This window comes from Microbacterium sp. LEMMJ01 (genome assembly GCF_002114135.1).
Taxonomy (GTDB): Bacteria; Actinomycetota; Actinomycetes; order Actinomycetales; family Microbacteriaceae; genus Microbacterium.
This window is the reverse complement of sequence record NZ_NCTV01000024.1, coordinates 1-12,999: the sequence shown is the minus strand read 5'-3', so window position 1 is coordinate 12,999 and position 12,999 is coordinate 1. Positions and strand designations below refer to the sequence as shown.

The 12,999-nt window shown below is 72.0% G+C and carries 11 protein-coding genes; 8 read left to right on the top strand and 3 right to left on the bottom strand.

Annotation, left to right across the window (positions count from 1 at the left end; translation table 11 throughout):
• Positions 1–4: 4 nt before the first annotated feature.
• The 6 genes from B7W94_RS06785 (at position 5) to rocD (ending at position 8,387) form a co-directional block, all read left to right on the top strand.
• Positions 5–3,679 carry a proline dehydrogenase family protein gene (locus B7W94_RS06785; protein WP_085605476.1) on the top strand — a complete coding sequence of 1,225 codons (3,675 nt, stop codon included), beginning with the start codon at positions 5–7 and terminating at the stop codon, positions 3,677–3,679.
• A gap of 774 nt (positions 3,680–4,453) precedes the next feature.
• Entirely contained in the window at positions 4,454–4,888 is a 435-nt protein-coding gene (locus tag B7W94_RS06780) for a hypothetical protein (RefSeq protein WP_085605475.1), read from the top strand.
• Positions 4,888–5,118 carry a helix-turn-helix transcriptional regulator gene (locus B7W94_RS06775; RefSeq protein WP_060922632.1) on the top strand — a complete coding sequence of 77 codons (231 nt, stop codon included), beginning with the start codon at positions 4,888–4,890 and terminating at the stop codon, positions 5,116–5,118. Before B7W94_RS06780 ends, B7W94_RS06775 begins: the two co-directional genes overlap by 1 nt.
• On the top strand, positions 5,115–6,113 hold the full coding sequence (locus tag B7W94_RS06770) for an NAD(P)-dependent alcohol dehydrogenase (RefSeq protein ID WP_085605474.1): 999 nt from the start codon (positions 5,115–5,117) through the stop codon (positions 6,111–6,113). Before B7W94_RS06775 ends, B7W94_RS06770 begins: the two co-directional genes overlap by 4 nt.
• Positions 6,114–6,276: 163 nt before the next feature.
• Entirely contained in the window at positions 6,277–7,155 is an 879-nt protein-coding gene (gene ddaH, locus B7W94_RS06765) for a dimethylargininase (RefSeq protein WP_085605472.1), read from the top strand.
• A gap of 2 nt (positions 7,156–7,157) precedes the next feature.
• Positions 7,158–8,387, top strand: a complete 1,230-nt coding sequence (gene rocD / locus B7W94_RS06760; protein ID WP_085605470.1) for an ornithine--oxo-acid transaminase — start codon at positions 7,158–7,160, stop codon at positions 8,385–8,387.
• A gap of 90 nt (positions 8,388–8,477) precedes the next feature.
• On the opposite strand, the gene B7W94_RS06755 is transcribed toward rocD, so the two are convergent.
• The 3 genes from B7W94_RS06755 to B7W94_RS06745 are packed head-to-tail and all read right to left on the bottom strand — an operon-like array spanning position 8,478 to position 10,600.
• A complete protein-coding gene (locus B7W94_RS06755) occupies positions 8,478–8,762 on the bottom strand; it encodes a hypothetical protein (protein WP_025105431.1) in 285 nt (94 codons plus the stop codon).
• Positions 8,763–8,822: 60 nt separating this feature from the next.
• Positions 8,823–10,154: an MFS transporter gene (locus tag B7W94_RS06750; RefSeq protein ID WP_025105432.1), complete on the bottom strand. Its 1,332-nt coding sequence runs from the start codon at positions 10,152–10,154 to the stop codon at positions 8,823–8,825.
• 5 nt (positions 10,155–10,159) lie between these two features.
• Positions 10,160–10,600: a MarR family winged helix-turn-helix transcriptional regulator gene (locus B7W94_RS06745; RefSeq protein WP_025105433.1), complete on the bottom strand. Its 441-nt coding sequence runs from the start codon at positions 10,598–10,600 to the stop codon at positions 10,160–10,162.
• A 71-nt stretch (positions 10,601–10,671) separates the two neighbouring features.
• Here B7W94_RS06745 and B7W94_RS06740 point away from each other — a divergent pair, with 71 nt between their 5' ends.
• Both B7W94_RS06740 and B7W94_RS06735 read left to right on the top strand, forming a co-directional pair.
• Positions 10,672–11,430 carry a copper homeostasis protein CutC gene (locus B7W94_RS06740; protein ID WP_085605468.1) on the top strand — a complete coding sequence of 253 codons (759 nt, stop codon included), beginning with the start codon at positions 10,672–10,674 and terminating at the stop codon, positions 11,428–11,430.
• Between the two features lie 9 nt (positions 11,431–11,439).
• Entirely contained in the window at positions 11,440–12,294 is an 855-nt protein-coding gene (locus B7W94_RS06735; RefSeq protein ID WP_085605466.1) for an alpha/beta fold hydrolase, read from the top strand.
• Positions 12,295–12,999 lie beyond the last annotated feature (705 nt).

Here is a 12,999-nt window from a genome sequence, read left to right as displayed (position 1 = left end):
TCACATGGCAGAGTCGTCGTCATCCTCCGCGGAGGCGGGGGCATCCGCATCCCTCGCCGATCAGGCCGTCGAACTCGCGCGCCGCTGGGTGATCGAGGCGGCCGCGGCCGACGTCGACCCCGCAGCGGAACGCCTCGCCGGAGTCCTGCGCGACGCCAACGGTCTGCCGTTCACCCTCGGTTTCGTCGACGGCGTGATGCGGCCGGAGAGCCTGACTGCCGCGGCCGCCCAGCTGCGCCGGATCGCGCCCATCGTGCCGGAGTTCCTGCCGTGGTACCTGCGCTCCGCCGTGCGGCTCGGCGGCGGTGTAGCCCCGGTGCTGCCGACACCGGTCGTCCCCCTCGCGCGGCGGGCGCTGCGCGAGATGGTGGGGCACCTCGTGGTGGACGCGCGGCCCGCGAAGCTCGGACCCGCGATCGAGAAGCTGCGGGAGTCGGGCTCGCGCCTGAACCTCAACCTCCTCGGGGAGGCGGTGCTGGGCGAGGCGGAGGCGCAGCGGCGGCTCGACGGCATCCATGAGCTCATCCGGCGTCCGGACGTCGACTACGTGTCGGTCAAGGTCTCCGCCATCGTCAGCCGCATCTCGATGTGGGGCTTCGACGAGGTCGTCGACCGGGTCGTGGAGCGGCTGCTCCCGCTGTACGTGACGGCGGCGGCGGACGGCACCTTCATCAACCTCGACATGGAGGAGTATCGCGACCTCGACCTCACGATCGCCGTCTTCACACGGCTCCTGGAGGATCCGCGGCTCGCCGGACTCGAGGCCGGGATCGTGCTGCAGGCCTACCTCCCCGACGCGCTCCCAGCCCTCCAGGAGCTCACCGCCTGGGCGCAGGACCGCGTGATCCACGGCGGAGCGCGCATCAAGGTGCGCCTCGTGAAGGGCGCGAACCTCGCGATGGAGCACGTCGAGGCGACGCTGCACGGGTGGACGCCCGCGCCCTACGACACCAAGCTCGACACCGACGCCAACTACCTGCGCTGCCTCGACTGGGCGCTGCGGCCCGAGCACACGTCGGCCGTGCGGATCGGCGTGGCCGGCCACAACCTCTTCGGCATCGCGCACGCATGGCTGCGGGCCGGGGAGCGGGGCGTCCGCGACGCGGTCGAGTTCGAGATGCTGCTCGGCATGGCTCAGGGGCAGGTGCAGGCGGTGTCCCGCGAAGTCGGTCCGGTGCTGCTGTACGTGCCGGTCGTGGCGCCCGCCGAGTTCGACGTGGCCATCAGCTACCTCGTGCGGCGGCTGGAGGAGAACGCGTCGTCCGAGAACTTCCTCTCCGCGGCGTTCCATCTGCACGACGACGAGACGCTCTTCGCCCGGGAAGCCGACCGCTTCCTCGACGCGCTCGACCGGGCGGCCGACCCGGCGCTCGCCCTCGGGCCGCGGCGCACGCAGGACCGCCTCGCGCCCGTGCACGAGTCCGTGCGGCCGGCGCCGGTCAGCCCGGTCGCGGAGGCCGATCTCACCAAGGCCGTGCTCGGCATCGTGCGCGGCTCGGACGACGCCGACACCGGCGCCTACCTCGAGACCGCCGTGTACGCGGCGCGCGAGCGCGGGGAGGACACCGGGGGCGCCCCGGGCTTCGCGAACACGGCCGATACGGATCTCGCGCTCCCCGCCAACCGCGAGTGGGCGGCGGGGATCCGCGCACGGCTCGCGGACTCGACGGTCGGGACGGAGGTCCTGGACGCGGCCCGCGTCGACGACGCCGACGACCTCGGCCGCATCGTGCGCGGTGTGCAGGGTGCGGCGGCGGCCTGGGGTGCGCGTCCTGCAGCCGAACGGGCCGAGGTGCTGCTGCGCGCAGCGGCGGCGCTCGAGTCCCGGCGTGCGGAGCTGATCGAGGTCGCGGCGGTGGAGACGGGCAAGGTCTTCGCCGAAGCCGATGTCGAGGTGAGCGAGGCCGTCGACTTCGCCCGGTACTACGCCGCCACGTGCCGCGAGCTCGACGCGATCTCCGGCGCCGTGTTCGTCCCCGCCCGCGTGACCGTCGTCGCGCCGCCGTGGAACTTCCCCCTCGCGATCCCCGCCGGTGGCGTGCTGGCGGCGCTCGCCGCGGGCTCCGGCGTGGTCCTGAAGCCCGCCCCGCAGGCGCGGCGGTGTGCGGCGGTGCTCGTGGAGGCGCTGTGGGACGGTGGCGTGCCCCGTGAGGCTCTCGCTCTCGTCGACATCGAGGAAGGCGACCTCGGCCGTGCCCTCATCACGGACGAGGCGGTGGATCGGGTGATCCTCACCGGGTCGTGGGAGACCGCGGCGCTGTTCCGCTCCTGGCGTCCCGACATGCCCTTGCTCGCGGAGACCAGCGGCAAGAACGCCCTGATCATCACGCCCTCGGCCGATCTCGACCTCGCCGTGGCCGACCTCGTGAAGAGCGCGTTCGGTCATGCGGGGCAGAAGTGCTCCGCGGCGTCGCTCGCGATCCTCGTCGGGCCGGTGGGGCGCTCGCAGCGTTTCGCCCGTCAGCTCGCCGACGCTGTCCGCTCGCTGCGTGTCGGGTGGCCCTCGGATCCGCTCGCCGAGGTGGGCCCGGTCATCGAGAAGCCCGAGGGGAAGCTCGCCTGGGCCCTCTCCGAGCTGGAGGGCGACGAGCGGTGGCTCATCGAACCCGCCCTCGACTCCGCCGACGACGGCAGCGGCCGGCTCTGGCGCCCGGGCGTGCGGGTCGGCGTGCAGTCCGGTTCCCGCTTCCACACCGAGGAGTTCTTCGGACCGGTCCTCGGGGTGATGCACGCGCCGACCCTCGCCAAGGCCGTCGACCTGCAGAACGCCGTCGCCTACGGTCTCACCGCGGGGCTGCACACACAGGACCCGGACGACCTCTCCTTCTGGCTCGACCGTGTGCAGGCCGGGAACCTCTACGTCAACCGCGGCACCACCGGGGCGATCGTGCAGCGGCAGCCGTTCGGCGGGTGGAAGCGGTCCTCCGTCGGCGCCGGCGCCAAGCCGGGCGGGCCGAACCACCTCATCGGACTCGGGTCGTGGCGCGCCCAGCACGGGGCCCCGGCGTCGAGCACCCTCCATCTGCGGGGGCTCGACTCCCGGATCACGGGGCTCATCGAGGCCGCGCAGCCGTCCCTCCCGTTCGAGTCGTTCGAGTGGCTCCGGCGGTCCGCCCTGTCGGACGCGTTGGCCTGGGACCGGGAGTTCGGCCGGGTGCGGGACGTCTCGCGGCTGGAGATCGAGCGCAACCTCTTCCGGTATCGGCCCGTACCCGTGGAGATCCGCGCCACCGAGGACGCCGCCCTGCACGACCTGCTGCGGGTCGTGATCGCGGGAGTGCGCGCGGGGGCGGGCTTCGTCGTGTCCACTCCGGTCGGGCTTCCGGCGGGCGTGCGGCATGCTCTGGGTGACCTCGACGCCGTGGTGTTCCTGGAGACGGAGGTCGAGTGGCTCCAGCGGATGCAGGTGGCCGAGGAGTCGGGGGCCGCGGGAGATGCGGGTGTTCCCGTGCTTCCGCGGCATGGGCGTGTGCGGCTCGTGGGTGGACGGGAGTCGGTGGCGGCGCTGCGCTCCGCGCTGGCGGTGGCCACCGGCGGTGACCCGGACCTCGCGGTGTACGACGCGGAGGTGACGGCGGCGGCCCGCATCGAGCTCCTCCCGTTCGTGCACGAGCAGTCCGTCTCGATCACCGCCCACCGCTACGGAAACCCCGACCCCTGGAGCGCCTCCGTCATCTGACCCCCGGCCGTTTCGGTGCGGGTGCAACAACGTGCCGCTCCGGTCCGTCAGGGGTCCGTTTCTGATCCCGGCCCGCCGCGGTGCCGCGCCCATCTCGGGTGTGGGGGCGAAAAGGCCCCGCGTGGGGCCGCCCGGGGTGTGTTTCTGATCCCGGCCAGCCGAGGATGCCGCGCCCGTCTCGGGTGCGGGTGCGAATGGGTACCCGGTTTGGAACCCCCAGGGGTCCGTTTGTGATCCCGTCGCCAGGGTTCCGCGCCCCTTTCGGGTGCGGGGCAAAAACGTGCCGCTCCGGGCTTCCGGGGGTGCGATCCTGATCCCGCCCGTGCCGAGGGGTGCCGCGCCGGTTTCGGTGCCGGTGCAAAAGAGAGCTGACGCAGGTCTGTGGAAGGGTGATTTTGATCCCGTCTCCTGGCGGTCTGCCCCTCCACATTGCGGGTGCGTTCTCGATCCCGCCTGCGGTGGGTGTGCGGGATCGGTGTGGGGTGCTGCGGGGAGGGGCGGGAGGTTCCGGGGAGGCGGGATCGAAAAGGTACCGTCGGGGGCCTGGGGAGGGGCGTTATTGATCCCGCGGCGCGGGGTGTGGGGGAGTGGGTGGCGTGCGGGATCGGAAACGGGCGGGAGAGGAGGTGCGGGGGTGCGATTGTGATCCCGGGGAGAGACTGCGGGGAAGGGACGGAACGGGGACAAGAGGGGGGATGGGTGTAAAAGATTCTTGACATGGGGGGCGGGCGGACGTAGTCTCGTGTCAAGAATTTTTGACACGAGGAGATTCGCATGGTCTACGAGGAGCGCAACGTCTGGGCCGGGCTCATCGTCAGCCCGATCGTCGCGGTCGTCTACGTCGTGCTGCTGCTGCAGCAGGCCGGCGGCGGACCGCTCACCGCCACGGACTGGTTCCCGCTGATGCTGTGGACGATCGGCGGGGGCATCGTCGGGACGATCGTGCTCAGCGTCCTCTGGGGCATCCTCGCCGGGATGTCCGATCCGGACGGCGTCGGCCGCTCCGACATCCGCGACCGGGACATCGGCCGGATGGGAGCCCGCGTGGAGCAGGCCTTCGTCACCATCGCCGGCCTCGGGGTCATCGTCCTCTGCGGTCTCGGTGCCGACGTGTTCTGGATCGCGAACACCATGTTCGCCGGGTTCCTCGTGGCGGCCGTCGTCGGCGGTGTCGCCCGGGCCATCGCGTACCGCCGAGGGCTGCGCTGATGGTCAAGCCCACCCTCGTCTCCAACACCATCCGCGCCCATCGCGAGCGCGCCGGACTCACGCAGGCCGAGCTCGCCCGCACGATCGGGGTCACCAGGCAGACCCTCATCGCGATCGAACAGCAGAAGTACTCGCCGACACTGGAGCTCGCGTTCCAGATCGCCCGGGCGTTCGGGGTCGGGATCGACGACCTGTTCGCGTATCCGACCGACCCCGGAGGTGCCGCATGACCGAGACCATGCCAGCCTGGACCCGCGAGACGTACGGCCCGGCCGCCGGGACAACACGGACCCGGCAGCCCGTCCCCCAGCCGCATCGGGGCGAGGTCGTGCTGCGCGTGCAGGCCACCGCCCTCAACGCCGGCGACGTGCGGCTGCTCCTCGGCGACCCGCTGCTGGTCCGGCCGTTCTTCGGGCTCACCCGCCCCAAGCACCCGGTGCGCGGGCTCGACGTCGCCGGCACCGTCGTGGCGGTCGGCGCGGACGTGGTGAACGCCGAGCTCGGCGAACTCGTCGTCGGGGAGCTGCAGGGCGGCGGCGGCCTCGCCTCCCACGCCCGCATCGCGGCTGACCGCGTCGTGCCCGTCCCGCCCGACGTGACACCCGAGGCGGCGGCCTGCCTGCCGATCGCCGGAGGCACCGCGTGGCAGGCGCTCGATGCCGCCGGAGTGGGGTTGAGGCACCGTGCGCAGCGGGTCCTCGTGATCGGGGCGTCCGGCGGCGTGGGGACCTTCGCCGTACAGCTCGCGGCGCTCCGCGGGGCCGAGGTCTGGGCGACGTGCGGCGCGCGCAACGCCCTCCTGCTGGAGCGCCTCGGAGCCGTGCGCACGCTCGACCACCGCACGTCTCCGCTCACGCATCTGCCCTCCTCCCGATTCGACGCCGTCATCGACATCGCGGGAGGTGTGCCGATCCGCGAGCTGCAGCGCCTCGTCCGTCCGGGTGGCCGCGTGGTGCTCGTGACCGGCGACGGCGGACGCGTGCTCGGCCCCGTGCCGCGGATGATCCGCGCCGCCGTGCTCTCGCTCCGCGGACCCCGAGTGGTGTCGCTCACGGCGACCTCGCGCCCCGAGGTCCTCACGAAGCTGCTCGAGCTCGTCGAGGAGGGGCATCTGGTTCCGGTGATCGAGCGCACGTACCCGTTCGACGAGGCGGTGTCGGCGCTCGCGCACGTCGAGGCCGGGCACACGGTCGGCAAGGTCGTGGTGACGCAGCGCGAGGGCTGAGGGCGACACGGGACGGATGCTGGTGGCGCCCAGGGTCCGGTGGCACAATGGTCACCGGCGTGCCCGAGTCGCATCTTCCCCTCCGCCTCGTCCGAGCAGGGGGTCGAAGGACCGCCGGGCCCCTGGACAGCGTCCGCCGCGCCCGTTCACACGAGGAGCATCCATGTCGACGCCGGAGACCGCCGTCACCACCGCCCCCACGCGCACCGCGCACCGCCGCCACTACCTGATGTGCCGTCCCGAGCACTTCACGGTGAACTACTCCATCAATCCGTGGATGGAGCCGTCGCGGCCGACCGACACCGCCAACGCGGTCGCCCAGTGGCAGAAGCTCTATGACCTGTACGTCGAGCTCGGCCACGAGGTCGAGCTCATCGATCCGCTCCCCGGCTACCCGGACATGGTCTACACCGCCAACGGCGGCTTCCTCATCGATGGCCGCGCCTATGTGCCGGAGTTCCGGTTCGTCGAGCGCCAGGGCGAGGCTCCGGCCTTCGCCGACTGGTTCCGCGCCGCGGGCTACGACACGGTGATGCCGAAGGAGGTCAACGAGGGCGAGGGCGACTTCCTGCTCGTCGGCGACGTGATCCTCGCCGGGACCGGCTTCCGCTCCACCGGTGACAGCCACCGCGAGGTCGGAGAGGTCTTCGGCCGCGAGGTCGTGTCGCTGAACCTCACCGACCCCCGCTTCTACCACCTCGACACCGCGATCGCGGTGCTCGACCCCGTGCAGGGCGTGGAGAACGGCGGCCCCGAGCGGGCGAACATCGCCTACCTCCCCGGGGCCTTCGACGACGCCAGCCGTGCCGAGCTGGAGAAGCGCTTCCCGGACGCGATCCTCGTGTCGGACGAAGACGGCGCGGTGTTCGGCCTGAACTCCTCGAGCGACGGCTACAACGTCATCATCTCGCCGCGGGCGAAGGGCTTCGAGCAGCAGCTCCGCGAGCGCGGCTACAACCCGATCACCGTCGACCTCTCCGAGCTCTTCCTCGGCGGCGGCGGCATCAAGTGCTGCACGCTCGAGCTGCGGGGTGCGAAGTGACGATGGAGCAGGCGGCGGACGCTTCGACTCTTCGACAGGCTCAGGGACCCAGCGCGGTCGCGGAGCCGCACGTCGCGCACAACTACCACCCGCTGCCCGTGATGATCGCGCGCGGCGAGGGGGCGTGGGTCACCGATGTCGAGGGCAAGCGGTACCTCGACCTGCTCGCGGCGTACTCCGCGGTCAACTTCGGGCACCGGCACCCCGCTCTCGTCGCGGCCCTGACCGAGCAGCTCGGTCGGGTCACGCTCGTCAGCCGGGCGTTCCAGAGCGACACCCTGGAGCCCTTCGCCGCGGCGCTCGCCGAGCTCTGCGGCAAGGAGCTCGTCCTCCCGATGAACACGGGAGCCGAGGCCGTCGAGACCGGCATCAAGGTCGCCCGGGCCTGGGGCTACCGCGTGAAGGGCATCCCCGAGGGGAAAGCGCGGATCGTCGTGGCGAAGGGCAACTTCCACGGCCGCACGACGACGATCGTGAGCTTCAGCGACGACGAGACCGCGCACGACGACTTCGGCCCGTACACGCCGGGCTTCGACCGTGTGCCGTTCGGCGACGCGGAGGCGATCGCCGCGGCCATCACGGAGGACACGGCGGGCGTGCTCGTTGAGCCGATCCAGGGCGAGGCCGGGGTCGTGATCCCGCCGGAGGGGTACCTCCGCCGCATCCGCGAGATCTGCGACGAGAAGAACGTGCTGTTCATCGCCGACGAGATCCAGGCCGGGCTCGGTCGGGTCGGCGAGACGTTCGCGTGCGACCGTGAAGGCGTCGTTCCGGACCTGTACCTGCTGGGCAAGGCGCTCGGCGGCGGCATCCTGCCGGTCTCGGCCGTGGTGGGGAACACGGATGTGCTCGGCGTGATCCGCCCCGGCGAGCACGGCTCCACGTTCGGCGGCAACCCGCTCGCGGCGGCCGTCGGCCTCCGCGTGGTGGAGATGCTGCAGACGGGCGAGTTCCAGGAGCGTGCGCGGGCGCTCGGCGCGCACCTCGAGCAGGCACTGCAGCCGCTGATCGGCCACGGTGTCACGGGTGTGCGCATCGCCGGGCTGTGGGCGGGCGTCGACATCGATCCCGCCATCGGCACCGGCCGCGAGATCGCGGAGAAGCTGCTCGACCGCGGTGTGCTCGTGAAGGACACGCACGGGCAGACCATCCGCATCGCCCCGCCGCTCGTCATCCGGGCCACCGAGCTCGACTGGGCCGTCGAGCAGCTCAAGGTGGTCCTCGACGCCTGATCGCGGCCGACCCACCCCCTTCTGCACGAGCCACCCCCTTGCGAACGTTCGCAAGGGGGTGGCTCGTCTCGAAAGGGGTGGGTCGACGGCTCAGGCCGGCGGGGAGTCCGGGTCGAGCGTGCGGAGGGTGTCCTCCTCGGCGGCGTTGTCGGCCGCGAGCTCGTCCTCGGTGTTCTCGTCTCCGCCCAGCGGAGCGTCGTGGCCCGGGCCGGAACTGCCCTGGATGGCGCCGCCGGTCGACTCGCCGCGAGAGCTGTCGCCCTGGATGGCGCCGCCGGTGCCGTCGCCCTGGCCGGAGTTCTCGTCAGGGACGTCGACGCCGGGAGCGCCTTCGGCCGGATCCTGCGGGTGCGGGGTGCTCATGTTCTCGTCCATGACCCGACGCTACGACCGTCGGGCCGCGATGAGGAAGGCGTTGACAAACGCCTTCGCAGCTCACTCGCCGTCGCGGCGCGGCAGCCGGATGGGCGTGGTCGCCGCCGCCTTCTCCGTGTAGTCGACCGGCTCGACCGCCTGCACGACCCGCAGCGGCCGGGTCTCGTCGAGCGTCAGGCGGAAGCGGCTGCTCTCCTCACGGCGCAGACGCCCGGACGTGAGCACCCACGTCACCCCGATCGCGCACGCGATGAAACCGGCGGTCCCGCCGAGCATGATGGCGGCGCGAGGACCGAACGCGTCGGCGACCCAGCCGGCGATCGGCGCCCCGACCGGAGTCGACCCCATGATGACCGCCATGTAGAGGGCGAGCACGCGGCCGCGCAGTGCCGGATCCGTCGTGATCTGCACGTAGCCGTTGGCCGTCGTCAGCAGCGTCACGATCATGAAGCCGGTGAACGTGAGCGTGACCGCATAGGAGAGGTAGGTGGGCATCGCGGCCGAGACGAAGGCCGCGATCCCGAAGCCGCCCGCCGCGAGGATCACCACGCGCACCCTCGCCCGGTCCCGACGCGCGGCGAGGAGGGCGCCGATCAGGGACCCGATCGCGAGCACCGAGCTCAGCACCCCGTACCCGTCGGCGCCGGCTCCGAACTCCAGCGCCATGGTCGAGGCGAAGATCGGGAAGTTCATGCCGAACGCGCCGATGAGGAACACCGTCACGAACACGACTTTGAGGTCGCTGCGCGCCCAGACGTACCGGAATCCCTCGGCGAGGCCGCCGCGGTTGCGGTTCTTCGGCCGCGGTGCGAGCAGGTGCGTGCGCATGAGCAGCAGCGCGACGATCATGGCGAGGAACGTCGCGGCGTTGACGATGAACACCCAGCCGGAGCCGATGGCGACGATGAGCAGACCGCCGACCGCGGGGCCGATCATCCGGGCGAGGTTGAAGGAGGCGGAGTTGAGCGCCACGGCGTTGGAGGTCTCCGTCGCGGACACCATGTCCGACACGAAGGCCTGCCGCGCGGGGGCGTCGAAGGCGTTGACGATGCCGAATCCGAGGGCGAAGGTGAGCATCATCGGCAGGGTCATCACCCCGGCGAGCAGCAGGGAGCCCACGGCGATCGCGAGGGCGAGGAGCGCGGTCTGCGTGGTCAGGAGGATCTTCCGCCGGTCGAAGCGATCCGCGACCCAGCCGGTCAGGCTCACGAGCACCAGGGGAGGGCCGAACTGCAGCGCCATGGTGACGCCCATCGCGGTCGCGTCGTTGTCGGTGAGCTCGGTCAGCACGACCCAGTCCTGCGCGGTGGCCTGCATCCACCCGCCGACGTTCGACACGAGGGCTCCGGCGAACCAGATCCGGTAGTTGATGTTCGCGAACGAACGGAACATGGCGTTCATCGCTCCACCGCTCTCCGCATCAGGGCGCTCGCTTCTCGCAGCGTCGCCAGCTCCTCCTCGGTGTAGTCGACCTCGCGGAGCATGTCGGCCAGCAGCACGTCACGGCGGCGGATGGTCTCGACGACGATCTCGACGCCGGCGGGGGTGATGTCCACCTGCACGCGGCGGCGGTCGTCCTCGTCAGGGGTGCGGGCGACATAGCCCTGCTCCTCCAGGCCGTTCACGATGCTCGTCATCGAGGGGGCGGTCACGCGCTCGCGCTCGGCGAGGGTGGAGATCGTGCGCCGACCGTTCATGCGGAGGTCGGCGAGGACGGCGAGCTGGGTGTCGCTCATCATGTCGGCGGCACGGGCGCAGCGGAGCCGGCGGGCGAGCCGGAACGTGGCCATGCGAAGGTCTGTGGCGGTGAGGTGCAGGGAATCATCGGACGCAGACATACTTAGTTAGTCTATCTAATATTTCTGACCCGGGGGCCGGGGGAGCCGAGGCCAGCGGGCACAATGGAGGGGTGACCCGAACGATCGCTCTCGAAATCGCCGTCCAGGATCCCGCCGGAGTGCGCATCGCCGCCGAGGTCGGCGCCGCTCGCGTCGAGCTCGCCACGGCCCTCGCGCTGGGTGGGCTCACCCCGTCGCCGGCCACCCTGGAGCTCGCGCTCGAAGCCGCGGGGGCGAACGGCCCCGAGGTGCACGTCCTCATCCGTCCGCGCGCCGGCGGCTTCCACTACAGCGCCGACGAGCTGGCCGCCGCCGAACGCGACGTGCGGCACGCGGTCGCGGCGGGGGCCGCGGGAGTGGTGATCGGTGCTCTCGACGGCGACGGGCAGCTGGATCGCGACGCCATGGCCCGGCTGCGGGATGCGGCCGGGGGAGCTCCGGCGACCCTGCACCGCGCGATCGACGTGACCGCCGACCCGGTGGCGACCCTGCGGGCCGCGAGGGAGCTCGGGCTCCGGCGCGTGCTCACCTCCGGAGGGGCGTCCGCCGCGATCGACGGCATCGACACCCTGCGCGCGCTCGTCGCCGCCGCCGAGGGGCAGATCGAGGTGATGGCCGGAAGCGGCGTCGACGTCGCGAGCGCTCCGGTGCTCGCCGGGACCGGGGTGGACGCCCTCCACTTCTCCGCGAAGCGGGCCGTGACGGAGGACGGCGGCGTGCGCATGGGCTCCGCTTCCGACGGGGTCGGCGGCTACGAGGTGACGGATCGCGACATCGCCTTCGCTATCCGCGACGCCATCCGCGAGGCGCTCGCGGAGACCGACCGGTAAGGCAGGATCATGACCGAGACCCGCGAGTACACCGACAGCCACGGCATCGCCATCGTCTACGACGTCCACCCGGCGGAGGGGACGCCCCGCGGCGTCGTCCAGCTCCTGCACGGGGTGGGCGAGCACGCGGGACGGTATCCGGCGCTGATCGCCGCGCTCACCGGAGCCGGGTTCACCGTCTACGCCGACGACCACCGCGGGCACGGGCGCACCGGCATGCGTCAGCACGGCGACCGCGCCCAGCTCGGACGGCTCGGTCCCGGGGGTCTCCGGGCGGCCAAGGACGCGGTCTGGCAGCTGACCGGCATCATCCGCGACGAGAACCCCGACCTCCCGCTCGTGCTCCTCGGGCACTCGTGGGGGTCGTTCCTCGCGCAGATGCTGGTGAACGAGCACGCGGAGGCCTTCGATGCGGTCATCCTGTCCGGCTCGGCGCTGCGCACACCCCGCTCCCTGAACCCGGCGCCGCTGAACGCCGCGTGGGCCGCCGACGACGCGACCGGATACGAGTGGCTGAGCCGGGACCCCGCGGTGTGGAAGGCCTTCGAGGAGGATCCGCTCACGACGGGAGTGCCGCTGCTCAAGCTCTTCGGCCTGCTCGACGCGGCGCGGCTGTACGGGCGTCCCGCGAAGCACCTCGCGCGCGACATTCCGGTGCTGCTTTTGGTCGGCCGTGACGATCCGGTCGGCGGTCCCCGCAGCGTGCACAAGCTCGCCGACGCGTACCGCCGGCGCTCCGGGCTCACCGACGTCACGACCCTCGTCTACCCCGACGCGCGGCACGAGATCTTCCAGGAGCTCCAGCAGGACGAGGTGCGCGCCGACGTCCTCGCGTGGCTCGACGCCCACATCCCCGCCCGCTGACCCCCCCGCCCCGGCCGGCCGTTCCGTCCGGGATCACTTTCGCCCCTTCCGTCCGCCACGCGGGATCACTTTGGTGCCCGGAACACGTCCCAGAGGCGCGTTCTTGCGCTCGCGACGAGTGTGGGGCCTCGGCGCGCGTCGACGAGGCAGCGTCGGCGGCGACGTGTCGGGATCACTTTCGCGCCTCCGGCCATCCCGCGGGATCACTTTCGGCCCTGTGACGGGCTGCGGGAGGGCGTTTTCGAACACACGCGGTGAGTGGGTGCGTTGGCGCCCGGGCTCATCGTCGGGATCACGGGCGCCTCACCCCACTCCGGGACAACGTTCGTGCCTCCCTCCGGCCCTGTGCGGGATCACTTTCGGGCCCGGGGTGGGCGGCGGGAGAACGTTTTCGAACACACGCGGTGAGCGGGTACGCCGGTGACCGCGCCGCTGATCGGGGCGGTGGTGGTGAGTTCGGAGCGTGCGAGTGGCGGAGGGCCGCGCGGTGGCGGGATCACAAACGGGCTGGGGGACGGGATGGCGGGTGCGGTTTCGAACCCGAGGGAGGTGCGTGGCGGGCCGGGTCTGGCTGGCGGGATCAGGAACGGGCGCGGAACGCGGTGCCAGGGGGCGGTTTTGATCCTGCGCGGGAGGGGGCGGTCGCGGCGCCCGGGTGGCGGGGTCAGAAACGGGCGCGGGATGGGGTGGCGGGGGGCGGTTTTG

Coding starts and splice junctions, on each gene's coding strand:
- B7W94_RS06785 (WP_085605476.1), top strand. CDS start 5: ATGGCAGAGTCGTCGTCATCCTCCGCGGAGGCGGGGGCATCCGCATCC.
- B7W94_RS06780 (WP_085605475.1), top strand. CDS start 4,454: ATGGTCTACGAGGAGCGCAACGTCTGGGCCGGGCTCATCGTCAGCCCG.
- B7W94_RS06775 (WP_060922632.1), top strand. CDS start 4,888: ATGGTCAAGCCCACCCTCGTCTCCAACACCATCCGCGCCCATCGCGAG.
- B7W94_RS06770 (WP_085605474.1), top strand. CDS start 5,115: ATGACCGAGACCATGCCAGCCTGGACCCGCGAGACGTACGGCCCGGCC.
- ddaH (WP_085605472.1), top strand. CDS start 6,277: ATGTCGACGCCGGAGACCGCCGTCACCACCGCCCCCACGCGCACCGCG.
- rocD (WP_085605470.1), top strand. CDS start 7,158: ATGGAGCAGGCGGCGGACGCTTCGACTCTTCGACAGGCTCAGGGACCC.
- B7W94_RS06755 (WP_025105431.1), bottom strand. CDS start 8,762: ATGGACGAGAACATGAGCACCCCGCACCCGCAGGATCCGGCCGAAGGC.
- B7W94_RS06750 (WP_025105432.1), bottom strand. CDS start 10,154: ATGTTCCGTTCGTTCGCGAACATCAACTACCGGATCTGGTTCGCCGGA.
- B7W94_RS06745 (WP_025105433.1), bottom strand. CDS start 10,600: ATGTCTGCGTCCGATGATTCCCTGCACCTCACCGCCACAGACCTTCGC.
- B7W94_RS06735 (WP_085605466.1), top strand. CDS start 11,440: ATGACCGAGACCCGCGAGTACACCGACAGCCACGGCATCGCCATCGTC.